We start from the raw sequence: 24,416 nt of genomic DNA, 5'->3' as shown, positions 1-24,416 counted from the left end.
GTAGGAGCGCGGCAGGGGGCCGAACGTGCAACGACACCGAAAACACCCGCGCGTCGCAGAGCAGATGCGTCAGGGAGTCACGGGGTGTTCGCGTGCCAGAACGGGCAGTGGTGGTCGGTGGCGAAGGCGGGATCGGGGTGGAGGCCGTCGGCGGCGAGGGTGACGACCGAGCCGGCCGGCCACGTCGGCAGGGGGCTGCCGTGGACGAAGGCCGCCCAGGCGTCGACCATCTGGTCGGACAGGGACTTCTGCGCGGGGGTGAGAGCGGCGGGGTGGCCGTCGAGGTCGAAGAGGTACGGGAGTTCGAACGTGTGGGCCGCGCCGAGGGGGAAGGGGGCTGGGACGCCGGTGGCGGCCGGGGACGTGGCGTCGGTGAAGTCGTAGCGCCAGACCGACGGCAGGGAGTGCGACAGCTGGTCGGCGACGCAGGCGAAGGACGAGTCCGTGACGGCCGCCGCGTAGGCGCGGGAGGCGTTGCCGCCGAAGGAGGACGGTGGGTATTCGGCCGCGACGGCCGTCGCGTCGGGGAAGTAGCGGGCCAGGGCGGCGGGGTAGCCGGCCGGCGTGATGGGCGGGGCGCCGGCCGCGAGCTGCTGGGCGAGGAAGTAGGTGAACTCGTCGTGGGTGGTGCCCATGAGCACCGGGACGGGAGCGGCGGAGCCGTGCTGGACGGCCGTGACCGGGTCGGCCGGCAGGACCGTGCCACCGGTGGCCGGGCCGGGGATCCCGATGCCGGCCAGCGAGTAGTAGACGGGGGCGGTGGCCAGCTTCGCCACCGGAAGCGCACGCAGGCAGGCGGCGGCCGTCGCGCGGTCGGCGCAACCGTGGGCCGTCGAATAGTCCACACTGGACTTTTCCGCCGCGGCAAGGCCGGCCTGGGCCTGGCACGGAGCACTTTGGACGATCGCCGCGCGGAAGAGACCGCGGGAACCCGGGGCCACGAGGTGGTCGCACACCGACATGCCACCCGCGGACTCGCCGGCGATGGTCACGGCGTCGGGGTCGCCGCCGAAGGCCGCGATGTTGTCGTGGACCCAGTGCAGGGCCTGTTGCTGGTCGAGGAAACCGTAGTTGCCCGGCTGCGCGCCCAGGGCCGGGTCGGCGAGGAAACCCAGCGCTCCCAGGCGGTAGTTGATCGTCACGACGACCACCCCGCCGCGCACGGCCAGCCGGGTGGCGTCGTAGCGGTCGCCGCCGCCGTCGAGGAAGGCGCCGCCGTGGATCCAGACGAGCACCGGGCGTTTCACCGTGGAAACCGGCGGCGTCCAGACGTTGAGGTACAGGCAGTCTTCACTCGTGCTGGCCGTGGTGCCCTGAGGACAACGCGGGCCGGGGGCCGTGGCGTCGCGCTCGGCGGTCCACGACGCGGGCGGGGCCGGCGGCTGCCAGCGGCGCTCGCCGACCGGCGGCGCCGCGTACGGAATCCCTTGGAACACGCGGTGATCCGGTGTCACCGTGCCGCGGACCGGGCCCGACGCCGTGCGCACGACCTCGCCCAGCCGCCCGATCGCCGCGTCCGAAGCCGCGCACGCCGTCGCGGCCACCGCGAGCACGAGCAGCACCACCGCCAGCCCGCGCCGCCGCGCCCCTGCCTCCGCCACCGCGCGGACGATACCGGCCACCAAGATTTTTTCACGGCCCGGGATCCCCGCGGCAGAGCCGCGAACCGTGTCGGTGCTGGTCCGGGAGTCGGCCACCTGGCCAAAGTAGCTCACCACTAAACAACTTCGACGGATCGCTGACGTACCTCACGGCTAAGCCACCCATTAGGCTGACGGCATGGCCGACCACGTGGATTCCGTGCTCGCGCAGTGGGCTGCGCAGCGCCCGGACCTCGACGTGTCCCCGATGGCCGTGATCGGCCGGCTGAAGCGGGTGTCGCGCCTGATCGACACCGAGCTGGCCCGCACATTCGCCAAGCACGGCCTCGACGCGGCGTCGTTCGACGTGCTCGCCACGCTGCGCCGCAGCGACCCGCCCCACCGCCTCACTCCGACCGAGCTGATGCGCACGGCCATGGTCACCTCCGGCGCCGTGACGCAACGGCTCGACCGCCTCGAGGACCGCGGCCTGATCGCCCGCAGCCGCAGCGAAACCGACGGCCGCGGCATCGTCGTCGCCCTCACCGTCGAAGGCCGGGCGCTGATCGACCGCGCGCTGCCCGACCACCTCGACACGGAGCACCGGGTGCTCGACGCCCTCGACCCGCCCGCGCAGGCCGCCCTCGCCGACGCCCTGCGCGTGCTCCTGGAATCCTTCGGCGACCGCACCGGCTGACCCTGGAGGCACCGCGTGAGCATCGACGACCTGGCCCCGTTCCTCGGCGAGTGGACAGTCGGCGTCCTGTTCCCGCACGCACCCGCCGACCAGCCCCCGCCCATCGCCCGGTGCGTCTTCGAGCCGATCCTCGACGGCCGCTACCTCACGCAGCGCACCGAAGTCCCGGTGCCCGAGGCCCCGGACAGCTTCTCCGTCATCGCCGCCCACGACGACGGCACGTTCACCCAGCACTACCACGACGCCCGCGGCGTGAGCCGCCTCTACGCGATGACCTTCCGCGACGGCGTCTGGACACTGCTGCGCGAAACCGCCGACTTCTCACCCCTGAACTTCCGCCAGCGCTTCACCGGCACCTTCAGCGCAGACCGCACCCGCATCGACGGCGCGTGGGAAATGGCGATGCCGGGCGAAGACTGGAAGCACGACTTCGAAATGCACTACCGGCGCGCCTGAGGTTCAGCCCATGCTCTTCGCGCCGTCCAGGGACTCGCGGATGATGTCGGCGTGGCCGGAGTGCTGGGCGGTCTCGGCGATGATGTGCATGAACACCCGCCGCGCCGACCAGCTCGCGTTCGCCTCGAACCAGGGGGCCTTCGGCAGCGGCTGGGTCGCGCCCAGGTCGGGCAGCGTGGCGACGAGCTCGTCGGTCTTGGCGGCTACATCGGCGTAGGCGGCCAGCACGCCGGCCAGCGTCTCGCCGGGCAGCAGGGTGAAGTCGTTGGCGCGCTCGGCGAAGTCGGCTTCGGTCATCTCCGAGAAGTCCGGCATGGCCGACGGGCCCTGCACGATGAACTCCGCCCAGCCGCGTTCCACCGAGGCCACGTGCTTGATGAGGCCGCCGAGGGTGAGCTCGCTGGCCGTGGTCCGCCGGCGGGCCTGGTCGTCGGTGAGGTCGCGCGTGGTGAACCGCAGGAAGTGGCGGTGCTTGCCCAGCATCGCCAGCAGGTCGGCGCGCTCGCCCGTGGTCACGGCGGTCGTCAGGGTCTCGTTCACGGCTTCGTCCTCTCATCGGTGTCTGCGGCCAAACCTAAGGTAAAACCCATTCCGGCCACTTTGTGACCTCAATAGGAGAGAATCTGGATTCATGGCCAACACGAGCTCGCGAACCCTGCGGTTGCTGTCGTTGCTGCAGACGCACCGGTACTGGCCCGGCCAGGAGCTGGCCGGTCGCCTGGAGGTGTCGATCCGCACGCTGCGCCGCGACGTCGACCGGCTGCGTGAGCTGGGGTATCCCGTCGAGGCGCAGCGCGGCGTCGACGGCGGCTACCAGCTCGCGCCGGGCGCGACGCTGCCGCCGCTGGTCGTCGACGACGAGGAGGCCGTGGCGCTCGCGGTGGGTCTGCAGGCGGCCGCGCAGGGTTCGGTCGAGGGCATCGCGGAGTCGTCGCTGCGCGTGCTGGCGAAGGTGGTGCAGGTGATGCCGGCCCGCTTGCGCCGGCGCGTCGACGCGTTGCGCGCGATGACCGTGCCGCTCGGCTGGAATGGCACGCCCGGCCCCAGCGTCGACCCCGGTGTGCTCACGGCCATCGCCCTGGCGTGCCGCGACAACGAACGGCTGCGGTTCGCCTACACCGCTGCGGGTGGCCGGCAGACCGACCGGCACGTCGAGCCGCTTCGCCTCGTCCCCGTGGGCCGCCGCTGGTATCTCGTCGCCTACGACCTCACCCGCCACGACTGGCGCAGCTTCCGCGTCGACCGCCTCAGCGACCCCCGCGGCACCGGCGCCCCGTTCCGCCCGCGCGAGCTGCCCGCGGCCGACGCCGCCGAGTTCGTCCGCGCCGGCCTCGACAACGTCGCGCGGCCGTACCGGGTGGAGGTCGTCGTGGCCGCGCCGGCCACCACCGTGCGCGAACGCATCGGCCAGTGGACCACGGTCGAGGAGCTGGACGGCGGGCAATGCCGGGTCCTGATGACCGCCGACTCCCTGGACTGGCCCATGCTCGCCCTCGGCGTCACCGGCGCCGACTTCCGCGTGGTGACACCACCGGAACTGCAGGAACGCGTACACGAATGGGGCGCGCGCTTCAGCCGGGCGTAGGTATCGTGAGTCCTTCGGGAGGCTGCCATGGCCACAGTCAGCGTCCGCTACTTCGTGGACGACGTCGACGCCGCGATCGGGTTCTACCGCGACCACCTCGGGTTCACCGAGGTGATGCACCCCGCTCCGGCCTTCGCGATGCTCGACCGCGGTGAGCTGCGGCTGCTGCTCAGCGCGCCGGGAGGCGGGCCCGGCGGCGGCCAGGCCCTGCCGGACGGGCGGGTGCCCGAGCCGGGCGGCTGGAACCGGTTCGCGCTGCAGGTCGAGGACCTCGACGCCGAGGTCGCGCGGCTGCGCGCGGCCGGGGTGGCGTTCCGCGGCCCGGTCGTCGACGGGGTCGGCGGACGGCAGGTGCTGATCGAGGATCCGTCCGCCAACCCGGTCGAGCTCTTCCAGCCCACCCGCGCCGAAGCGCGCCTCGACGCGCGCTGAACCGGGTCAGCGCACCTTCGCGGGCTCCGTCGGCGTCGGCGCCCAGCCCCACGCGTGCGGCGCCTCCCCCGGCTCCACCACCTCGCCGCCGCGCACGGTCAGCACGGGCACGAACGCGCGGTCCAGCCGCAGCGAAGCGCCCACCGAGTCGGAGACCGACCAGTCGCCGGCGACGAGGTCGAGCACCGACAGGTCGGCCGGGCGCCCGACCTCGAGACGGCCCGCGCGGTCGGCGATGCCGGCGGCCGCGGCCGGGCCCGCCGTGGCCAGGGCGAGCACCTCGGGCACGCTGAAGCCCAGCGCGAGGTAGCGGCTGAGCACCTCGGTGAGGCTGAAGACGATCTCGCCGTGGCCGGTGAGCGTCATGTCCGTGCTCACCGCGTGCAGCGGAATCCCCTGGTCGAGCACCCGGCGGGCGACGTCGAACGACAGGTTCTTGCAGCCGTGCGCCGAGTCGAACAGCACCCCACGCGAAGCGGCGGCCAGCGCTTCGGGCAGCACGACGCCCTCGGCGTCCAGCACCCCGCCGGGGTTGGCGGTGTAGACGTGCGTGACGATGTCGCCGGCGTCGAGCAGGTCGAGCGTCTCCGGGCCGACGCGCGGGCCGGCCAGGCCGCCGATGTCGCCCACGTGCACCATCAGCGGCACCCCCGCCTCCCGCGCCACCGCGCGCGCGGTCCGGAGCATGTCCAGGCCCGGCCCCTGCAACGCGGGCGACACCATGCGCACCTTGATCCCCCGCACCAGGCCGGGGTTCTCGGCCAGCACGCGGCGCACGCCGTCGGGGTCGAGGTCCGCCCCGGTGGTCACGTCGGGTTTCACCGCGAGCCCGCGTCGTCCGATGTGGACGAACGGCACCACTCGCGTGCGGCACGACGGCAGCAGCGCCTTGAACTCCGCGAAGTTCTCCGCGCCGGAGCTGCCCGCGTCGATGACCGTCGTGACACCCGAGAGCACGCCGGCGACGTCCGGGTCCACGCTGAGCGCCGAGCCGGGAGCGAACACGTGCGTGTGCAGGTCGACGAGCCCCGCCGTGACGAGGCTCCCGGTCACGTCCACCACGCGCGCGGCGCCGGAGCGATCGAGGTCGGGCCCGATCGCCGTGATGACCGAGCCGGTCACGGCCACGTCGAGCCGTCCGGAAAGCCCGGCCCCGGCGTCGACCACTTCACCACCGGCCAGCAGCAGATCCGTCACTGTCCCGCCTCGCTCACGACCAGCAGCCCGTCGAGCGCCACCGCGCGGTCGGCGGTCACCGACACCGGGTTCAGCTCCAGCACGAAACCCGGCCACGGCAGGGTTTCGACGAACCGGGAGAACCGCACGAGGAACGCCACCGCCCGCGCGCCCGCGTCCTGCAGGGAAAGCCCTTTCGACTTCCCCGTGGTCCGCAGCCGCCGCAGCAACGCCAGCGCCGCGGCTTCGTCCAACGGCGCCAGGGCGAAGCTGACGTCGTCGATCAGCTCAGTCGCCACTCCCCCGGCGCCGCACGACACGACCGGCCCGAACACCGGGTCGCGGAATCCCGACACGAGCAGCTCCGTGCCGCCGACGGCGGACTGCTGCACGAGCACACCCAGCAGATCCGCGCCCAACGCCTCCGTGCGCGCCGCAAGCTCGCGGTACGTCTGTTCCGCCGTGGCCCGATCGCCGACACTCAGGCGCACCAGGCCGACCGCCGCACGATGCGTGATCTGCGGAGAGAGCGCTTTCAGTACCACGGGGAAGCCGAGTTTCTCCGCCAGCGCCCCGGCTTCCTCGGCCGAGTGGGCGGTTTCACCGCGCAGCACGTCGAAGCCCGCATCTGCCAGCAGCCGGTGCACCTCGTGCTCCGCCACCACGTCACCACTCGACACGGCGGGCAGCGTCGCGTCGACGACCGGCGTCACCAGCCCCGGCGCGGCAGCCAGGATCGTCCGCGAAACCTCGTCGTCCGTCCGAATCGGACCCGTGAGCAGGCCCAGCGTCTCGACCGCCACGCGCTGGTCGTCGAACACGTGCAGCCCCGCGTCCGTGTACAGCTTCACGGCCTCGGCCGTCGCGCCGCGCGAGTAGACGGCGACCGCCAGCTCGCCCTTGCGGTGCAGGTCGATCACCGGCCCGGCGATGTCCTCGGGGTACACGATCTCGCCCACACTGAACTGCGTCAGCAGCACATCGGCTTCCCCGGAAGCGGCCACCGCGGCCAACGTGGACGACAGCTGCGAGCGCCACTTCTCCTGCACGTACGCCTCGGGCGTGAGGTCGACCGGGTTCTTCGTCGACGCGATCTCCGGCATCGTCGGCGCCAAGGCGGCCCGCGTTTCCGCCGACAGCGCGGGAACTTCCAGCCCGGCCAACGCGCACTGGTCGGACGCCAGCACCCCGGCACCCCCGCCGTGGCCCATGATCACGACCCGGCGGCCCCGCAGCGGCGGCAGCCCCGCGCGGCCGTGGAGGTACCCGGCGGTCTCGAGCAGCTGCTCCACGGAATGCACCTGCACGGCGCCTTCCGCCTCCAGCAACGCGTCCCACACCCGCGTCTCGCCGGCCAACGCTCCGGTGTGCGCGGCGATGGCCGCCGCGCTCGCGGCCGAGTGGCCCACCTTCAGCACCAGCACCGGCTTGCCGAGCTCGCGCGCCCGGCGCAGCATCTTCGCGAACCGCCGGCCGTCGCGCACGCCTTCCAGGTACGCCAGCACGATCTCGGTGCCCGGGTCCTCGACCACGGTCTCGAGCAGGTCGACGACCCCGAGGTCGACTTCGTTGCCCGTGCTGATCATGTACCGGAAACCGATGCCGGACTCCTGCGACCACGCGTGCGCGTTGGCCGCAAGCCCGCCGCTCTGGCTGACCATGGCGATGCCGCTGGTCAGCAGCTTGTCGGCGCCACGCAGCCAGGTCGCGAACGTGCCCGTGAACCCGATCGCCGTGTTGACCACGCCGAGGCAGTTGGGCCCGATCAGCCGCACGCCGGTCTCCCGGACGGTGGCGGCCAGCTCGGCCTGCAGCCGCTCGCCCTCGGGACCGTTCTCGCTGAACCCGCCGGCCCACGCGATCGCACCGGGGATCCCGGCCTCGTGCAGCTCGCGCACGACCCCGGACACGTTGGCGGCGCCGAGGCCGATGATCGCCACGTCGACGCCGGACGGCAGCTCGCCGATCGAGCGGACGGCCGGGTAGCCGGCGACGGTCTCCGCGGTGGGGTGCACCGGGTACACGTCGCCGGCGAAGCCGAACTTCCGCATGAGGGCCGCCGCCGTGCCACCGCGGTTGCCCTGCCGGTCGCTCGCCCCGACCACCGCGACCGAACGCGGGGCCAGGATGCGTTGCAGCGGCGTCACTTGTTCTGCCAGACGGGGGCGCGGCGCTCGACGAACGCGCGGCTGCCTTCCTTCGAGTCGTCGGTGGCGGCGACGTCGCGGTCGAGCTGGCGGGTGTACTCGTCGAGCGCCGGGTTGAGCGACGAGATCCGGTACACGCGGGTGGCGGCCTGCACGGCGTGCGGCGAACCCGCCACCACCATGGCCGCGAGCTCCTCGGCCTTCGCCATGATCTCGCTCTGCGGGGCGACCTTGTTGACGATGCCCTGGCTGTAGCAGTCCTGCGCGGTCAGCCGGCCGTTGCACAGCGTCAGGAACGCCGCGGTGGCGCGGGGCAGCGCGAGGAACTTCGCCTGCGGCGAGCCGAGGCGCCCGACGTTGGTGTGCTGGTCGCCGAGCCACGCGTCGTCGGCCATCACGCGCAGCTGGCACTGCATCACGAGCGTCAGGCCGACGCCGACGGCGAACCCGTTGATCGCGGCGATGAGCGGCTTGTCGAGGTTCGCGTCGTACGGCATCCCGCCGCCGCCCCAGTAGTACGCGGGGTTCGCCGGGTCCTCGTGCGGCGTCTGCTGGCCCTTCGCCTGGTACTCGGCGAGGAACTTGATGTCGCGCCCGGCGCAGAACGCCTTGCCCTCGCCGGTCAGGATGCCGACCCGCACCTCGGGGTCGCGCTGCATGTCGAGCCACACGCGGCGCAGCTCGCGATAGGTGTAGGTGTGCAGCGCGTTGCGCACCTCGGGCCGGTTGATCGTGATGTACGCGACGTGGCCCTTCTTCTCGTACTTCACGAACTCCAGGTCGTTCGGCATGGTCGACGGGTCGTAGGTGCCGGGCATCGGCGTGGCTCTCCTCTTCTTCGGGACTACAGCTGGCTCAGGAAGGCACGGGCTCGGTCCGTGCGGGGGTTGTCGAAGAACTCGGCGGGCGGCCCGGCCTCGACGACCTTGCCGTCGGCCAGGAACACCACCTGATCGCCCACTTCACGGGCGAAGCGCATTTCGTGCGTGACCACGACCATCGTCATGCCGTCGGCGGCCAGCTCGCGCATCACGCGCAGCACCTCGCCGACGAGCTCGGGGTCGAGCGCCGACGTCGGCTCGTCGAACAGCATCACGTCCGGCCGCTGCATCAGCGCCCGCGCGATCGCCACGCGCTGCTGCTGCCCGCCGGACAGCTGCACCGGGTGGGCGTGGGCGCGGTGCTTGAGGCCGACGCGGTCGAGGATCGCCAGCGCGCGTTCCTCGGCTTCCTCGCGTTCGAGCTCGCCGTGCAGCAGCGGCGCGAGCGTGAGGTTGCCGAGCGCGGTGAGGTGCGGGAACAGCTCGAAGTGCTGGAACACCACGCCGAAGCGGCGGCGCTGTTCGAGCAGCTTCTTGCGCGGCATGTCGTGCAGCTTCCCGCCGCGCACCACGCGCCCGATGATCTCGCCGTCGAGCAGCACGTGGCCTTCGTCGGGGGTGAGCAACCCGTTGACACACCGCAGAAGCGTGCTCTTGCCGGAGCCGGACGGGCCGATCAGGCACGCGACCTGGCCCTCGCCGAGCGTCACGTCGACGCCGTCGAGGATCTTCGCCTCGCCGTAGCTCTTGCCGACGCCGACGATCTCCAGCAGGTCCGCGCGGGTCTGCTTCGCGTTCTCCTGCGCTTTGTTCTCATGCGCTGCGAGCACCGGCGTCTCCTTCCGTGGCGATGACCGCGTCGGGCGTGCGGACGCGCCGTCGGTAGGCGCCGGCCCGGCGTTCGAGGTAGCGCTGGCCGACGCTGGCGAGGCTCGTCAGCACGAGGTACCAGATCGAGGCGACGAACAGCATTTCCATCGTCGCGAGGTTCTGTGACGCGATCTGCTCGGCGACGCCCAGCACCTCCGTGCCGGCGATCGCGTAGACCAGCGACGTCGACTTCAGCAGCATCACGAACGTGCTCCCGGCGGGCGGGATCATCACCGGGATCGCCTGCGGCAGCACGACTTTGCGTTCGATCTGCCACGTGCTCAGCCCCATCGCCGCGGCCGCCTCGCGCTGCGACTCGGACACCGACTGGGTGCCGGCCCGCACGATCTCGGCCAGGTAGGCGCCCTGTTCGAGCGAGAGCGCGACGCCGCCGGCGACCATCGGCACGAGCACCGAGTTCGTCGAGACGGACCAGAGGCTCAGGTCGGTGAACGGCAGCCCGATCCCGAGCCGCGGCAGGAAGAGCGCGAAGTTGCCGAAGATCAGGATGAACACGATCAGCGGCACGCTGCGGAAGAACCACACGTACAGCCAGCTCGCCGTGCGCGCCACCGGGTTGCGGCTGACCCGCATGTACCCGACGACGACGCCGATGATCGAGGCCACCACGAACGACACCAGGGCGAGCGCGATCGCGCCGAGCACGCCTTCGAGGATCCGCCAGTCGAACAGGTAGCGGCCGATCACCGAGAGGTGGATGTTGTCGTTGTGCAGCAGCGTGTTCAGGATGATCAGCAGCACGACCGCCAGCGCCAGCCAGGAGACGATCCGGCCGACGGGCGAGCGCACGGCGTGCTGCTGCGGGATCGGGTCGGCGCGGGTGAACCGCGGCCCGGGGTGGATTTCGGTGGTCATTTGGTGGCCTGGTTCAGAGTCGCGGTGGACACCAGCTGGTTCTGCGGCAGACCGAAGCCGGTGAGGATCTTGGCGTAGCTGCCGTCCTTGATCATCGCGTTGACGGCGGCCTGGAACGCGGCGGCGAGCTTCGGCTGGTTCTGGGCGATGGTGAAGCCCTCGTCGCCCTCGTCGATCTGCTCGGCGATGGCGTCGTTGGCCTTGGTGGCCACGAGCTTGCCCTGCGACTGCTGCGCCGTGTAGACGACGGTCGGCGTGGGGATCATGCCGCCGTCGACCCGCCCGGACTGCACGGCGAGCACGATGTCCGCGGTCGCCGAGAGGCCGATCATCTGCGGGGCCGGTTTGCCGCCCTGCGTGCAGTGCTTGACGATGTCGTTGAAGATCGCGACGGTCGCGGCCGCGGCCTTGCCGAGCCCGATCTTCTTGCCGCACACGGCGTCGAGCGTCTCGAACTGCGAGGCCTTGTCGGCCGTGGCCAGGATGCCCTGGAGGTTCTTGAACGCACCGACGACGTTGGCCTTGGCGATGATGTCGGCGTTGGCCGCGCTGGCCGAGCCGCTCACCACGATCTTGCCCGCCTGCATGGCCGGCAGCTGGTCGGGGTAGAGCACCTGCTGCCAGGCGACCTTCAGGCCCATCATCCCGGCGGCGTGCTCCACGAGCTTCACCACCGCGCCGGTGGGCGTTTTGGTGCCGGTTTCGTACATGGCCATGGGGGCGGCCTGGAAGTTCGCGCCGCCGTTGATCGTGCCGGCCGCCGCGATGTCGGCGGGGACGAGCGCCTTGATCGCGGGGTCGACCGCCGCGGGGGCGACGGCCGCCGCGGCCGGCTGGCTCGCGGCGGCGGATCCGGCCGGAGCGCCGACCGGGGTGTCTGTGTTCGAGCAGCCGCTCAGTGCGGTCGCCACGGCGACGCCTGCGGCCAGCGAGAGCACCAGCTTCTTCATGGGGACTCCTCAGTCCAACGGCACTGTTGAGCTGCCTGTCGAGCAGCGCTCACAGTGCCCCACCGGTTCGGTATGCGTCAAGTACTTGACTGACCAATTTTGTCTGACAAGTATTTCTGCAGAGCCGGACTTGTCGTACCTCGTCCGGGTGGATCAGTGCGCACTCGCCTACACTGGGGACGCTGTCGTTTCCCGGCCCGACCTTGGCCGGGGCGTGGGGCTGCGGCGCCGGTGCAGGGGGCGGCGGACACACGAGGGATCAACCACAGGAGGTGCCAGCGGTGTCGTCGGTACTCGGATCACCGTCATTGACCGAGTCGCTCAGCGACGCACTTCGCCAGCAGATCATCCGCGGCGAGGTCGCTCCCGGTCTCCGGCTCACGGAGGCGTGGGTGGCGAACCGGTTCGACGTCGCGCGCCCCACCGCCAAGGCCGGCCTCGACCGGCTCGTCGCCGAAGGCCTGCTCCGCCGTGGCCCGCGGCGCAGCTCGATCGTGCCGCAGCTGTCCACTGAGGACATCCGCGACATCTACTTCAGCCGCGAGCCCGTGGAAACCCTCGCGGTGCGCACGCTCGCCGAAACCAAGACCGTGCCCGCCGAAGCCCAGCAGGCGCTCAACATGATGCGCGTCGCCGCCGAACAGGCGCTGCACTCCGACCACACCGAGGCCGACGTCGCGTTCCACCGCGCCCTCGTCGCGGCCGCCGGCAGCCCCCGCCTGCAGCGCATGCACGGCACCGTGATGGGCGAGGCGCAGCTCTGCATCGCCCAGGTCCGCCGCACCGCCTCCACCGACCTCGTCGAGCTCACGGCCCGCCACGCGGCCATCGTCGAGGCCATCCGCGAAGGCGACGGGACCATCGCGGAAGCAGCCATGCGCGCCGACCTGCACGGCTGCCGCGACATGCTCCTCGCCGACGCGGCCAAACGCGCGGGAGTCGCAGTCTGACTGTCGCCGGGCGGGATTCAGTGCTCGGTGTGGTCTGGACCGCCGGTTCTCGTGGAGTGGCCGCCGGGACGGGAACGCCACCACTGCGCCCGAATCTGCGGCCGGCGACCGCGCTTGAAGAGCGCCTACTGGCCACGAGTTCGCCCACCACGGCCGGAAAGCCGGTCCGCATCGGCGGCCCGACGAAACACGGTCTACCGAGCCGACGGCCACTGAAACGACCCGCCTGCCACCGCGGTCCGGCCGCACGCGCCTTCGCGCGCACGGCGCCCGCTCACGGCAGCCTGGCATGCCTCGCACGCGGCCGCCCGAAGCCAGGCGACCGCGCCGGCCGGCTACCCAAGCCGGCCCGCGCAGCAGCCCGACCGCGATCACCAGCCCAGGTGGGGAACTCCCTCAACCCAGCCCAGGGATTCCTCCGTCGGCACCGTCGGTTTGTACTCGCACGCCACGTTGCCGCGGTAGCCCGCCCGCCAGAGGTGTTCCAGGACGCCCGCGAAGTCGATGTCGCCGGTGCCGGGTTGGCCGCGGCCGGGGGCGTCGGCGAGCTGGACGTGGGCGATGAGCGAGCCGTGGGTGTCGATGACGCGCTTGAGGTCGTCGCCGCTGGTGGTGAGGTGGAAGGTGTCGAAGAGGAGGCCGATGGTGTCCGCGCCGGTGTCGGCGCGGGCCTGTTCGACGACGCGGGCGCCGTCTGCGGCGGTGGTGAGGGGGTAGGCGCCGTTGAGGCCGCGGCCGAGGGGTTCGACCAGGACGGTGCCGCCGGCCTGGCCGAGGCGCCGGGTCGCGGTGGCGAGCTGTTCGCGGGCGACGGCGTCCTCCTCGGCGGGGTCGCCGCCGGGGGTGCGCTGGCCGTAGAGAGCGTTGAACGCCGGGCAGCCGGTGCGCTCGGCGATGGCCACGACGAGGTCGAGGTTCGCCGCGAACTCCTCGCGCCGCGCGGGGTTGGAGACGATGCCGCGTTCGCCGCCGGACATGTCGCCGGCGAAGAGGTTGAGGCCGGTCAGAGAGACGCCTGCCTCGGAAATCGCGGCCACGAAATCGTCCACTTCGGACGAAGAAGGCACCGCCGACGGCCACGGCCACCACGTCTCGACCGCGGTGAACCCGGCACGCGCCGCGCGCGCGAAGCGTTGCAGGTAAGGGACTTCCGCGAACAGCAGCGAGACGTTCGCGACGAGCCGCAGCTCCCCCGTCATCGCGCGCTCCACTTCTCGACGCCGGACAGCGCGGCCACCTGGGTCAGCAGCGCCGAGTGGTCCAGTCCACCGGAACCGGTGGCGCGCAACGACGCCATCAGCTCCCCCACCAGCGCGCCGGCCGGGGAGAACACGCCGTTGGACTTCGCGGCCGCGCGGTAGATCTCGAGGTCCTTGTGGTGCAGGTCCACGCGGAAGCCGGGCTCGAACCTCCCGGCCAGCATCGCCTCGCCCTTGCGCGCCAGTACGGTGCTGCCCGCGAGGCCGCCGCCGAGGACGTCGACGGCCGGCGCGACGTCCACGCCGTGCGTCTCCAGGAACACGAGCGCCTCGGACACGAGCTGCAGCGTGCCCGCGACGAGCAGCTGGTTGGCCGCCTTCACCGTCTGGCCGCTGCCGGGGCCGCCGACGAGCACGATCGTCGTGCCCATCGCCTCGAGCACCGGCCGCGCGCGCTCCAGCGTCTCGGGCGAGCCGCCGACCATGATCGACAGCTTGCCCTCCTTCGCACCGGCCTCGCCGCCGCTCACGGGCGCGTCGAGCATCGGCATCGACACTTCCGCGGCGCGTTCGTGCAGCTCACGGGCGACGTCGGGGCGGATCGTGCTCATGTCGACCAGCAGCGTGCCGGCGGCGGCCGTGGTGAAGACGTCGGCGTACACGGCCTGCACGTCAGGACTGTCGGGCAGCACCGTGACCACCACGTCGGCGCCGGCAACGGCTTCGGCCAGCGACGGCGCGAGCGAGCCACCACCCTCGGCCAGCGGACGGCCTCTGTCCGCGGTACGGGTGAAGCCCACGACGTCGAAGCCCGCCTTGACCAGGTTCAGCGACATCGGGAGGCCCATGACTCCCAGGCCGACGACCGCGATCCGCACTCTGTCTCCCTCCGATGGGCGCCCTGGAACGGACGCCGGTTGGACGGGTGACACCTTTCCTCGTGTCCGGCGCGTCGGTCAAGTACTTTTGTCAGGTGAATTTTGTCTAGCAAGATTACCCTGCGAGGCGACAGAGCGGTACCGTACGAGGAGACGCGGTGATCGTCAGGCAGCCGACCGGACGGGCACCCGAGCCGGCGCACGCTCCGGCAACGTGGCCGACGCGGGAGCCGCGGTACGGGTCGGCAACGCGGTCGGCACCACCGGCCGGCGACGCAGCGAGCCGAGCCACTGCACCAGCAGCACCGCCCCGCCCGGAGCCGTGGACACCAGGCCCAGCAGCCCGTACACGACGGCGACGGTCACCCCCTGCTGCGCGCCCAGTCCCACGGCGGCGAACGCCAGCGCCGCGACGCCTTCGCGCGGCCCGAACCCGCCGACGTTGATCGGCAGCCCCATCGCCAGCAGCGCGAGCACGAGCAGCGGCAGCAGCGTCGTCAGCGAAGCGGTGGCACCGGCCGCATGCGCCGCGACCACGAACAGTGTGAGGTGCCCGGCCAGCGCGACCAGCGACAGCGCCGTGACCCGCGGCCAGGTGCGCAGCCCCAGCAGCCCGGCGCGAACGTCCGCCATCGACTCCGCGAACCCCCGCCGCCACTTCGACGCACTGTGCAGCCAGCGATCGCCCGTGCTGCACGCGACCGTCAGCACCACGATCGCGACCAGAAGAACACCAGCGCCTGCGAAAGTCAGCACATCGTGTGCGAACCCGGGCAACACCGCAGGTCGGAAAATCAACACGGCGAGTCCGGCCGCCACCACCACGACCTGTCCGGCTGTGCGTTCCAGAACAACAGCTCGCACACCCCGCGCCACGTCACCGGCCTTCCGCCCGTGTTCCACCGCGCGGTGCACGTCGCCGAGGATCCCGGCCGGCAGCACCCCGTTGAGGAACTGGGCGCGGTAGTAGTCCCCCACGGCCTGGCGCAGCGGCAGCCGCAGGCCCAGCCGTGAAGCGACCACGCGCCAGCGCCAAGCGCTCACGACGGTGGTCAGCAGCCCGATCGCCAGCGCGGCCAGCACCGGCCACAGGCCGATCCCGCGCAGGCCGTCGAGGAAGGCGTCGGTACCGAGGCGCCACGCCAGCACCCCGATGATCGCGAACCCGGCGAGGATTCGGAACCACGACCAGAACGTACGCATCAGGCCACCTTGATCGGGATGGAACGCCAGCGGGAAAGGACTTCGGTGAGGCGGCGGGCCGCGCGGTCCCACTCTTCGAGTGCGCTGCCGCGGCCGAGCGCCGCCGTGCGCAGGTCGCGCCGCAGCTCGGCGTCGGTGACCCAGCCGCGCAGCGCGGAAGCGAGGGCGCCCGGGTCGCCGGGCGGGACGAGCAGGCCGGGCACGGCGCCGTCCGACGAGCGGCCGAGCGCGTCGGGAACCCCGCCGACGTCGCTCGCCACCACGGGGATGCCGCGCGCCAGGGCTTCGGTGATGACCATGCCGTAGGTCTCCGCGTGCGAGGGCAGCAGCACCAGGTCGGCGCGGTCGTACGCCGCGTCGAGCTCGGCGCCGGCCTTCGGCCCGCTGAACGTGACGCGGTCGCCGAGGCCGAGGCGGTCGACGGACCAGCGCAGCTCGTCGACGTACTCCGGCGCGCGCGTCAGCGAACCGACGAAGTCCACGGTGAGATCGAGGTCGGGCAGCTGGGCCAGCGCTTCGACGAGCACGTCCTGGCCCTTGCGCGGGGTCACCGCCGCCACGCACAGCAGCCGCGACACCCCGTCGGTCCCCGACGCCAGCGGCGCCAGGTCCACGCCCGGCTCCACGACGGCGACCGTCGACGGCCCGAGGCCATGGCGGCGGATCAGTGTGCGCGCGGCCGTCGGGCTGGTCGCCACGACCTGGCGCACCACCCGCAGCGTCTCGCGCTCGCACGCGTCGAGCTCCGCGGCGTGCACGGGGTCGAGGCCGGTCTCGTCGGCCAGCGGCAGGTGCACGAGCACACCCAGGCGCAGCCGCCGCGCGTGCGGCACCACGACCTCGGGGACCCCGCACGCGACCAACCCGTCGATCAGCACGGTCGTGTGGTCCGGCAGCGCCGCGAGCGCCCGCGCCAGCCGCGCGCGCCCCGTCGGCCCCGGCTCGGGCCACGACCCGGGCACGGCGACCTGCAGCACGGGCATCCCCGCGCCCGGCAGGCTTTCGCACATCCGCCGGTCGTAGGTGTTGCCCCCGCTGGGCTCCGTGACGTCGTCCACGTTGCCCGGGAGCACGAACGCGACCACGTCCCCCGCCCGCTGACTCCGCACGTTGCCTCCTCACGCCGCTCTACCCAGCAACACGGAAGCCACGGTCCGGCGGTTCAATCCCGCCGGAAATTCCCACCTCGGCGCAGCGCCGGGATCCCCACTGCACGAACCGCCACCCGACCACCCGGCCGTGGATCCGCCCAGCCCCCTCCCGCCACCCCGATCCGAAGCCGAAACACGGGCGGCGGCGGGTTGTCAAGATACTCTTTCCAGCCTTGACGACCCGCCACCGCCCGTAGTCACACTCGACCTTCGGGGTGGCGTCCCGCCGCCCCTCCCGGCCCCACGTTCCCCGGCTCCACCGCGTTCCCCGGCTTCGGATCCGCGGCCTACAGCCACTTCGGCGCGGCCCCCTTTTCGAGCCGCTTCCACCGGCTCACGAACTCCCGCCGCATGCCCGCGCGCACTCCCCCGGCGGTCCCGTAGAGCACGCCGAACGTGAATCCCACGCCTTCGTCGTGGCCGTCGACCCCGAGCCGGTACACGACCGGGCCCGCCACCACCCAGTCCTGGTGCTCGCCCAGCAGCTCCTGCACGTTCTTCACGTTCTTGCGCCACCCGCGCACCTTGCCGCCGAACACGGGCCGCACCACGTCGGCCGCGTAGCGGGCGCGCTTGGCCTTCTTGCGCACGTCGTGCAGCGCGTGTTCCAGCTCCCGCCCGGACAGCCCGTGTGCCGCCTGCTCCGCCTTCCTCAGCTTCCCCGCGGCCTTGCGCACCGGCTTGCGCAGCACGCTCCGGGCGGGACCGGTGTCGGTCGGCACACCCGACACGACGGCGTCGAGCTCCTGCACCAGAACCAGGTACCGCTTGCTGCGCAACGCCTCCAGCACCTTCTTGCGCGCGTCCGCGGCCTCGCGGGCGAACCGCCGCGTCAGGAACTGGTCCACCGGCCCGACCACGAGCTCGGCCGGCGCGCCGGCCACCCACCCGCGCACGAGCGCCTCGACGACCTCGCCGTCGCGCGCCGGGCTGAGCTCGCCGCCCAGCCACTTCAGCTCGCGCGTCACGTTCGGGATCCGGTCGTCGTCCACAATGGACGAGAAGGTCCGCAGTGCGCTGCGCAGCTTCCTCGACGCCACGCGCAGCTGGTGCACGGAGTCCTCGACGTCGCGCCGCACCCCGACGTCGGCACGCTGCAGCGCCGCGAGCTGCTCCCGCAGGTAGGCCCCGACGATTTCGCCGGCGTCGGAACGCTTGCCGGTCACCTGCCCGTCGGGCACGCGGTCGCCGATCAGGCGCCGCAGCTTCGACGGCCACCGCGACGTCCGGGCGCCGGCGTCGACCAGCGTGCTCTCCAGCTCGTCGAGCAGTTCCGGTGCGGCGTCGCCCGCGAGCTCGACCTCGATCTCACGCCAGCGGTCCAGCCGCGCCGTCTTCCCGCCGACCTCACCGGTCACGTGGTCGTCGGTGACCGTCGCGACGACCTGGCCCGCCGAGTCGGTGAGCCGGTGGGAGAACCGGTCGGTCTTCAGGTGCGCGATGGGCAGCAGCTTGCGGCCCAGCGTGTGGGCGCGCAGCAGCCGGTTGAGCTCACCCGGCACCTTGCCGGCGTCGGCGTCGGCGTCGGCGTCGAGCGGAACCTGCAGCTCCTCGCGCTCGTCGGGCCCGACCGGCAGCTTCAAGTGCCACCCGGCGTCGTGCCCGCCCACGCGCCGGCGAAGGGTGATCCCGGCGCGCACGAGGGAGAACTCGGTTGTGTCGTAGTACGTCGCGTCGAGCTTCTCCTCGGCCGGGGCGTCCTGGCCCTGCACCGTCCCGCCGCCGACGAACTCGGGGACCACCGTGTCCTGCGCGACCTCGTACTTGCGCTCGCGTTCGATTTCGACCACGGGTCTGTTCATTCGTTCACTCCTCAGGTTCGTTCACGAAAGTCTGAGGCATGAGGTGCGCTCACGGCGCGCGATGCTCCAGCGGCGGGCTCACGTCCGGGTAACTCGCCTCCTGGCTCGGCACCGCCGTGGTGACCGCCGTGCCCCGCTGCTCGGCTTCCCGGCGCGAGATCCTGCGGTTCACCACGGCCTCGCCCACCTGCTCGCCGCGGATGCGGCCCAGGACGGCGAGCGTGATGGCGTGCACGATCGCCAGCACCAGCAGCAGCACGCCGACGCGGCCCACCACACCGGGCAGATCGCTGTCGCCGAGCGGGATCGTGGACAGCAACGCCAGGAGTCCCAGCGTCACGAGGTGGAACAGCACTGTCACCAAGCGGGTCATCGACGCACCCGCGGTCGGGTCGCCGTAGGAACTCTCCAGGTACCCGCGGCCGCTGCGGTAGATGATCTGCCCGTCGATCAGCACGAGCACCACACCGATGGCGAGGAACGAGACGTACGCTTCTGTGCTCATCCCGGCACACTCCTTCCGGCCTCTCCCGGAGAACTACCCCTGGACCAGCGGGAGAAAACCCGTTCGGTGGCGGTTCAGCCGCGGAAGGTGTCGGGGTGCGGGCCCGTGCGGTGGTCGGCGTCGAGCTTGCCGATCGCCTCCAGGTCCTCGTCGGCGAGTTCGAAATCGAACACGTCGATGTTCTCCCGGATGCGCGAGGGCGTGGCCGACTTCGGGAACACGATGTTGCCCAGCTGCAGGTGCCAGCGCAGCACCACCTGGGCCGTCGTCTTGCCGTGCTTGTCCGCCAGCCCGGTCAGCACGGGGTCGGAGAGCACGGCCGCCTGCGCGAGCGGGCTCCACGCCTCGGTCGCGATGCCGTGCGCGCGGTGGTAGGCGCGCAGTTCCGTCTGCTGCAACGCGGGGTGCAGCTCGATCTGGTTCACCGCCGGCACGGTGCCGGTCTGGCGGGCGAGCTCTTCGAGGTGTTCCACCTGGAAGTTCGACACGCCGATCGAGCGCGTCTTCCCGGCGCGCAGCAGCTCTTCGAAGCCTTCCCAGGTACGCACGTACTTGTCCTGGTGCGGCAACGGCCAGTGGATCAGGTAGAGGTCCACGTACTCCAGCCCGAGCCGGCGCAGGCTGCCTTCGAGCGCGTTGATCGCGTTGTCGTGCCCCTGGGCGTCGTTGGCGAGCTTCGTGGTGACGAAGACTTCCTCCCGGGGCACACCCGACTTCTCGATGCCCTCGCCGACCCCGGCTTCGTTGCGGTACATCTGCGCGGTGTCGATGTGGCGGTAGCCCGCCTCGAGCGCGGTCCGGACGGCGTCGGCGGTGTCTTCCTCCGGAATCTGGAAAACGCCGAACCCGAACTGCGGGATGCGCACCCCGTTGTTCAGCTCGAGGTCCGGGACGTTCGTCGTGTGAGCAGTCATGATCTCGGCCTACCCGAGGCTCCGGACCCCGAAACTCGATCAGGACGCGAGTGCGGCCGCCAGCGCTTGGGCCAGCGTCCTGTGCACGGCCAACGTGCCGGACGCGCCGGTCACGTCGAGGCAGCGGCGCACGCCGCGCGCACCGTCGCACACCACGGTGAACGAAACAGCCCGATCGTGCGCGGTGAACAACGCGCGGATGCCGGCGCAGCCGAGGAACTCGACGCGGGAGAGATCCGCCACCACGGGCTTGCCCAGCTCGACGGCTTCGGTGAGTGCTTCGGCGAAGACGTGGCCGGTGGCGGCGTCGAGGTCACCCACCGGGGTGAGTACGCGGGTGCCTTCGTGGTCGGTGGTCGTGATGGTGAGCTCCGTCGGTATCGAGACCGCGGAAAACGGGGTGTTCATGGAGCGCTCCTCTCGCAGGAACCTGCCGGGGCGCTGACCGGAGCACGTGTCTGAACAACAGCCAACACCTCCGACCGTACGCCGGTGCGCGGTGAGGTCAACCCTCGTCGAACACGCGTCTCAGCACCGCGAGGCCGGCCTCGATCTTCTCCGGGGCCACGGCACCGTAGCCCAGCGCCAGCCCGGACGGCGCCGGTTCCCCGCACAGTCCCACCAGGGACTGCACCCCCACGCCGGCCTGGTTCGCCCGTGCCGCAACGGGTTCCGCGTCCACATCGGACAGTGCACAGAGGTGGAGCCCGGCGGCCGAGGGCACCGGCGTGAGCAGCCCCGCGAACCGTTCGTGCAGCAGCGTCGTGATGTGCTCGTGGCGCGCGGAGTATTCACGCGTCGCCTTGCGGATGTGGCGAGCGAACAGGCCCTCGTCGAGGAACCGGGCGAGCGCGGCCTGCGTGTGGTGGTCGCCGTGCCAGTCGGCCAGCTTCCGGGCGTGGAGCAATGCCTCGCGCAGCGAGCGCGGAGCGATCAGGAAACCCTGGCGCAGCAGGGGAAGCAGGGTCTTGGAGAACGAGCCGACGTACGCGACGCAGCCGGCGCGGTCGAGGCTCTGCAACGGTTCGAGCGGCCGGTCGGAGAAGCGGAACTCGCTGTCGTAGTCGTCCTCGATCACGATCGCGCCGGTGCGCTCGGCCCAGTCGAGCAGCGCGGCACGGCGCCCGAGCGACATCGGCGTGCCGAGCGGGAACTGGTGCGACGGCGTGACGTACACCAGGCGCGTGCGCGCGGGGAGGGCCGCGACCTGCAACCCCTCGCTGTCCACGGGCACGCCGACGATTTCGGCGCCGTGCGAACGGAACAGCAGCCGCGCCATGCGGTAACCGGGTTCTTCCATCGCGACGCGGTCGCCGGGTTCGAGCAGCACGCGGCACAGCAGGTCGAGGGCCTGTTGCGCGCCCTGGGTCACGAGGACGTCGTCGGCGTCGGCGCGCACGGACCGGGAAACGCCGACGTGGCGCGCGATCGCCGCCCGCAGCCCGGCGTGGCCCGCGGGGTCGCCGTAGTGCGCGGAACCGATGCCGCGCAGCTCCGCCGACAGCAGCCGACGCCAGGTTTGCATCGGGAAGAGCCGTGCGTCGGGGACGCCGACGCGGAAGTCGTACTCCGGGTCGGCCCCCTCCGGGTCCGGCTGGGGCAGTGTCCGCCACACCTCACGCGGCCGGGCCGAACCGGCGGGTGCGTGCCTGGTCCGGCCGGTGGGCAGCTCGGCGGACACGTAGGTGCCGGAGCCGACGCGGCCGGTGAGGAACCCGTCGGCGGTGAGCCGGTCGTAGGCCACGGCGACGGTGTTGCGGGACACCGAGAGGCGTTTCGCCAGCTCACGGGTGGGTGGGAGGCGTTCGCCGGAGCGCAGCCGGCCGTCGAGGATCGCGTCGCGCAGTTCGCGGTAGATGCGCGTGCCGAGGTCGCCGCGCCCGGCGAGCGTCACGTGGAAGTCCACCTCCGGCAGCCTACATTGGCCCGGTCCTTGTGCGCGGAATTGGATCTGGTGCAGGGCCAAAGGCGGCTCTAGCGTCGACGGCATGACGACGATCGAGCGCCCCGCCTCCGTGACCGGCTCGCGGCCCGGCCGCCTGCTCGCGGGCGCGCAGCTCGCCGCCTCACTGGGCGATGGTGCTTTTCTCACGTGCTCGGTGCTGTATTTCACGCGCGTTGTCGGATTGACACCAGGCCAGGTGGGGCTCGGTCTCACGCTGGGCTGGGCGGTGGGCACGGTCGCCGGCGTGCCGCTCGGGCACGCGGCCGACCGCCGGGGTGCGCGGGGCGCGGCGGTGCTGCTGTCGCTGGCGACCGGGCTGGCGATCACGGCGTTCCTGTTGGCGGGTTCGGCGCGGACGTTCACGCTCGCCGCTTGTTGTTATGCCACCGGGCAGTGTGGGGTCAGCGCGGTGCGCCAGGCGCTGCTGGCCGCGGTGGCCGAGCCGCAGCAGCGCACGCGGATCCGCGCGCACTTGCAGTCGGCGGGCAACGCGGGGCTGGCCGTCGGCGCGGGCCTCGGCGGCCTCGCCCTGGTGGCCGACACGCCCGGCGCGTACGTCGCCGCGTTCTCCCTCGACGCGGCCGCGTTCGTGGTGTCCGCCGTGCTGCTGCGCCTGCTGCCGGCCGTCGCACCGGTGCCGCGGGCCAAGGGCGAGCCGGCGCTGGCCGTGCTGCGCGATCGGCCGTACGCGCTCGTCACGCTGCTGAACGCGATTCTGTTGCTGCGCATGCCGTTGCTGAGCGTTGCGATTCCACTGTGGATCGTCTCGCGGACCGCCGCTCCCGAGTGGACGGTGTCGGCCCTGTTCGTACTGAACACGATCGTGGTGGTGCTGGGCCAGGTGCGCGTCGCGACCCGCGTGACCGGCCTGCCCTCGGCGACGCGGCTGGTGCGGCATTCCGGGCTGCTGCTGGCCGCGTCGTGCGCCGCCTTCGCGCTGTCGGCAGCGGGCTCGTCGGCGACGGTCGCCGTCGCGGTGCTCGTCGTCGGTGCGCTGCTGCAGGTGCTCGGGGAGATGCTGCAGTCGGCCGGCACCTGGGAAATCGGCTTCGACCTGGCGCCCGCCTCGCGGCAGGGCCAGTACCAGGGCTTCTTCGGCAGCGGGACGTCCGTGGCCCGCATGGCGGGTCCGGCCCTGCTCAGCACCGTGGTGGTCCAGTGGGGCACCCCGGGCTGGCTGCTGGTGAGCGCGGTGTTCGTGGCCGCCGGGTGGGCGATGGGTCCCGCCGTCCGCTGGGCCGGCCGGCGGCGCTGAACCCGAGAGCGGCGCGAGGCTTCGACGAGGCTCGGTGATCCGGCCGTTCGCTGAGGCAAGCCGCTCAGCGAGTCAAGCCGCCCGGTAGCGCCCAGGTACCCGTGCCCTCGTGACGCGGCCGGACGGTGGCGCAAGCCGCTCAGTGGCGCAAACCACCTGGCATCGAGGTGTCCCTGATGGCACTGCCCTCGCCGGCCTTGACGCCCCGGTGATGCGGCCAACCGGCGGCTCAGGCACCTCAGCGGTGCGAGCCACCCGGCGGCGCTGAACCCCCAGCGACACCACCAGCCTGTGACACAAGCGGCTCAGTGGTGCAATCCACCCACTCGCGCGGAGTCCCCGACAGTGCCGGGGACTCAGTCGCGCAGCGCGAGCTTCGCGAGTTCCTGGTCGAAGTCGAACCAGAGGGCCTCGTCGCCGGCCGGAACCTCGTCGTAGGTGCGGTCGAGGAAGTCGGCCAGTTCGTCGGCCGGGGCTTCCAGCACGGCGGAGCCGTCGGGGGCGTTGAGCTCGACGACCACGCGGGCGTCATCGGCGGCGGGGCGCACTCGCACGTCGCCGTCGCCGGCGGGCGCGATGAGGCCGTCGGCGAGCAGGTCGCGGCCGAAGAGCCAGCGGACGACACCGGGGCCGGCGTGGTAGCCGACGGAAATGGCGTACGGGTCCGACGGGTCGTACTCGAGGTCAGCGCGCACCGGCAGCGGAACGCTCCCGAACGTGCGCAGCCCGAAGACGATCGTCGCGTGGACGACGGGGGGCTCGGTGCCCATGGCGGTACCTCCTTCATCTCGTTCTCGGGTGGAATCAACTCACGGCTCAACGTGAATGTTCCTCTATGAGTAACGCCCCGTAAGAGTACGAGCTGCCCGACAACCGATCTTTCACCCCTTTGGTGGAGACGGACGTCTCATGCGCTCACTCATCGGAATGAAGGGCGTCCCCGATCGATGACGCAAGCTGCCGAGAGCCCCCGCGGGCCGCGCTCGCCGACGAGGCCGGGCACGACGGCGGCTGGATCCTGCGC

General features: G+C 72.0%; 24 protein-coding genes. 6 read left to right on the top strand and 18 right to left on the bottom strand.

The features are described from left to right. Positions 1-77: 77 nt before the first annotated feature. Positions 78-1,601, bottom strand: a complete 1,524-nt coding sequence (locus tag ACQPXB_RS16035; protein WP_432852727.1) for a carboxylesterase/lipase family protein — start codon at positions 1,599-1,601, stop codon at positions 78-80. Between the two features lie 178 nt (positions 1,602-1,779). Here ACQPXB_RS16035 and ACQPXB_RS16030 point away from each other — a divergent pair, with 178 nt between their 5' ends. Together ACQPXB_RS16030 and ACQPXB_RS16025 are read left to right on the top strand one after the other, a co-directional pair. Beyond that, a complete protein-coding gene (locus ACQPXB_RS16030; RefSeq protein WP_432852724.1) occupies positions 1,780-2,277 on the top strand; it encodes a MarR family winged helix-turn-helix transcriptional regulator in 498 nt (165 codons plus the stop codon). A gap of 15 nt (positions 2,278-2,292) precedes the next feature. Next, a complete protein-coding gene (locus ACQPXB_RS16025; RefSeq protein WP_432852721.1) occupies positions 2,293-2,733 on the top strand; it encodes a hypothetical protein in 441 nt (146 codons plus the stop codon). Between the two features lie 3 nt (positions 2,734-2,736). On the opposite strand, the gene ACQPXB_RS16020 is transcribed toward ACQPXB_RS16025, so the two are convergent. Then, positions 2,737-3,216 (bottom strand): DinB family protein, encoded by a 480-nt coding sequence (locus tag ACQPXB_RS16020; RefSeq protein WP_366586508.1) that lies wholly within the window; start codon positions 3,214-3,216, stop codon positions 2,737-2,739. A gap of 148 nt (positions 3,217-3,364) precedes the next feature. Between ACQPXB_RS16020 and ACQPXB_RS16015 the strand changes: the two genes are divergently transcribed. Together ACQPXB_RS16015 and ACQPXB_RS16010 are read left to right on the top strand one after the other, a co-directional pair. Beyond that, positions 3,365-4,318: a helix-turn-helix transcriptional regulator gene (locus ACQPXB_RS16015; protein ID WP_432852718.1), complete on the top strand. Its 954-nt coding sequence runs from the start codon at positions 3,365-3,367 to the stop codon at positions 4,316-4,318. Between the two features lie 27 nt (positions 4,319-4,345). Then, complete coding sequence (locus tag ACQPXB_RS16010) at positions 4,346-4,750, top strand: VOC family protein (protein WP_432852715.1); 405 nt, start codon at positions 4,346-4,348, stop codon at positions 4,748-4,750. A gap of 6 nt (positions 4,751-4,756) precedes the next feature. Here the strand turns inward: ACQPXB_RS16010 and ACQPXB_RS16005 are convergent, their stop codons facing one another. Genes ACQPXB_RS16005 through ACQPXB_RS15980 form a run of 6 tightly spaced genes read right to left on the bottom strand, consistent with a single transcriptional unit; the run spans position 4,757 to position 11,590 of the window. Then, entirely contained in the window at positions 4,757-5,947 is a 1,191-nt protein-coding gene (locus ACQPXB_RS16005; RefSeq protein WP_432852712.1) for an amidohydrolase family protein, read from the bottom strand. After that, complete coding sequence (locus tag ACQPXB_RS16000; protein WP_432852709.1) at positions 5,944-8,073, bottom strand: acetate--CoA ligase family protein; 2,130 nt, start codon at positions 8,071-8,073, stop codon at positions 5,944-5,946. The genes ACQPXB_RS16005 and ACQPXB_RS16000 overlap by 4 nt, the downstream gene beginning before the upstream one ends. Then, positions 8,070-8,891, bottom strand: a complete 822-nt coding sequence (locus ACQPXB_RS15995; protein WP_386951876.1) for an enoyl-CoA hydratase/isomerase family protein — start codon at positions 8,889-8,891, stop codon at positions 8,070-8,072. Before ACQPXB_RS15995 ends, ACQPXB_RS16000 begins: the two co-directional genes overlap by 4 nt. A 26-nt stretch (positions 8,892-8,917) precedes the next feature. Continuing rightward, positions 8,918-9,724, bottom strand: coding sequence for an amino acid ABC transporter ATP-binding protein (locus ACQPXB_RS15990; RefSeq protein ID WP_366586353.1), 807 nt, complete (start codon positions 9,722-9,724; stop codon positions 8,918-8,920). Next, a complete protein-coding gene (locus ACQPXB_RS15985) occupies positions 9,708-10,640 on the bottom strand; it encodes an amino acid ABC transporter permease (protein ID WP_366586356.1) in 933 nt (310 codons plus the stop codon). Before ACQPXB_RS15985 ends, ACQPXB_RS15990 begins: the two co-directional genes overlap by 17 nt. Next, positions 10,637-11,590 (bottom strand): transporter substrate-binding domain-containing protein, encoded by a 954-nt coding sequence (locus tag ACQPXB_RS15980; protein WP_366586359.1) that lies wholly within the window; start codon positions 11,588-11,590, stop codon positions 10,637-10,639. The genes ACQPXB_RS15985 and ACQPXB_RS15980 overlap by 4 nt, the downstream gene beginning before the upstream one ends. 308 nt (positions 11,591-11,898) lie before the next feature. On the opposite strand from ACQPXB_RS15980, the gene ACQPXB_RS15975 reads away from it, so the two are divergent. Next, complete coding sequence (locus ACQPXB_RS15975) at positions 11,899-12,540, top strand: GntR family transcriptional regulator (RefSeq protein ID WP_432852702.1); 642 nt, start codon at positions 11,899-11,901, stop codon at positions 12,538-12,540. 371 nt (positions 12,541-12,911) lie between these two features. On the opposite strand, the gene ACQPXB_RS15970 is transcribed toward ACQPXB_RS15975, so the two are convergent. The 9 genes from ACQPXB_RS15970 to ACQPXB_RS15930 form a co-directional block, all read right to left on the bottom strand. Next, on the bottom strand, positions 12,912-13,739 hold the full coding sequence (locus ACQPXB_RS15970) for a hydroxypyruvate isomerase family protein (RefSeq protein WP_432852699.1): 828 nt from the start codon (positions 13,737-13,739) through the stop codon (positions 12,912-12,914). Then, positions 13,736-14,617, bottom strand: coding sequence for an NAD(P)-dependent oxidoreductase (locus tag ACQPXB_RS15965; RefSeq protein ID WP_432852696.1), 882 nt, complete (start codon positions 14,615-14,617; stop codon positions 13,736-13,738). Before ACQPXB_RS15965 ends, ACQPXB_RS15970 begins: the two co-directional genes overlap by 4 nt. A gap of 165 nt (positions 14,618-14,782) precedes the next feature. Beyond that, positions 14,783-15,820, bottom strand: coding sequence for a lysylphosphatidylglycerol synthase transmembrane domain-containing protein (locus ACQPXB_RS15960; protein ID WP_432852693.1), 1,038 nt, complete (start codon positions 15,818-15,820; stop codon positions 14,783-14,785). After that, positions 15,820-16,929 carry a glycosyltransferase family 4 protein gene (locus tag ACQPXB_RS15955; protein WP_432852690.1) on the bottom strand — a complete coding sequence of 370 codons (1,110 nt, stop codon included), beginning with the start codon at positions 16,927-16,929 and terminating at the stop codon, positions 15,820-15,822. Before ACQPXB_RS15955 ends, ACQPXB_RS15960 begins: the two co-directional genes overlap by 1 nt. Positions 16,930-17,258: 329 nt before the next feature. After that, complete coding sequence (locus tag ACQPXB_RS15950) at positions 17,259-18,773, bottom strand: CHAD domain-containing protein (protein ID WP_432852687.1); 1,515 nt, start codon at positions 18,771-18,773, stop codon at positions 17,259-17,261. A 49-nt stretch (positions 18,774-18,822) separates the two neighbouring features. After that, a complete protein-coding gene (locus ACQPXB_RS15945; protein ID WP_366586378.1) occupies positions 18,823-19,278 on the bottom strand; it encodes a hypothetical protein in 456 nt (151 codons plus the stop codon). A gap of 74 nt (positions 19,279-19,352) precedes the next feature. Next, positions 19,353-20,192, bottom strand: coding sequence for an aldo/keto reductase (locus ACQPXB_RS15940; RefSeq protein WP_386951857.1), 840 nt, complete (start codon positions 20,190-20,192; stop codon positions 19,353-19,355). Positions 20,193-20,231: 39 nt separating this feature from the next. After that, positions 20,232-20,600, bottom strand: a complete 369-nt coding sequence (locus ACQPXB_RS15935; RefSeq protein ID WP_432852683.1) for an STAS domain-containing protein — start codon at positions 20,598-20,600, stop codon at positions 20,232-20,234. A gap of 97 nt (positions 20,601-20,697) precedes the next feature. Next, a complete protein-coding gene (locus ACQPXB_RS15930; protein WP_432852680.1) occupies positions 20,698-22,098 on the bottom strand; it encodes a PLP-dependent aminotransferase family protein in 1,401 nt (466 codons plus the stop codon). Between the two features lie 82 nt (positions 22,099-22,180). Here ACQPXB_RS15930 and ACQPXB_RS15925 point away from each other — a divergent pair, with 82 nt between their 5' ends. Beyond that, the gene (locus ACQPXB_RS15925) at positions 22,181-23,392 is read left to right on the top strand and encodes an MFS transporter (protein WP_432852677.1); all 1,212 of its coding nucleotides are present in this window, start codon (positions 22,181-22,183) and stop codon (positions 23,390-23,392) included. A 356-nt stretch (positions 23,393-23,748) separates the two neighbouring features. Here ACQPXB_RS15925 and ACQPXB_RS15920 read toward each other — a convergent pair whose 3' ends face one another. Next, positions 23,749-24,162 carry an SsgA family sporulation/cell division regulator gene (locus ACQPXB_RS15920; protein ID WP_220238926.1) on the bottom strand — a complete coding sequence of 138 codons (414 nt, stop codon included), beginning with the start codon at positions 24,160-24,162 and terminating at the stop codon, positions 23,749-23,751. Positions 24,163-24,416 lie beyond the last annotated feature (254 nt).

This window comes from Amycolatopsis sp. CA-161197, from assembly GCF_050942255.1.
Taxonomy (GTDB): domain Bacteria; phylum Actinomycetota; class Actinomycetes; order Mycobacteriales; family Pseudonocardiaceae; genus Amycolatopsis.
This window is presented reverse-complemented; position numbering and strand designations above follow the sequence as displayed.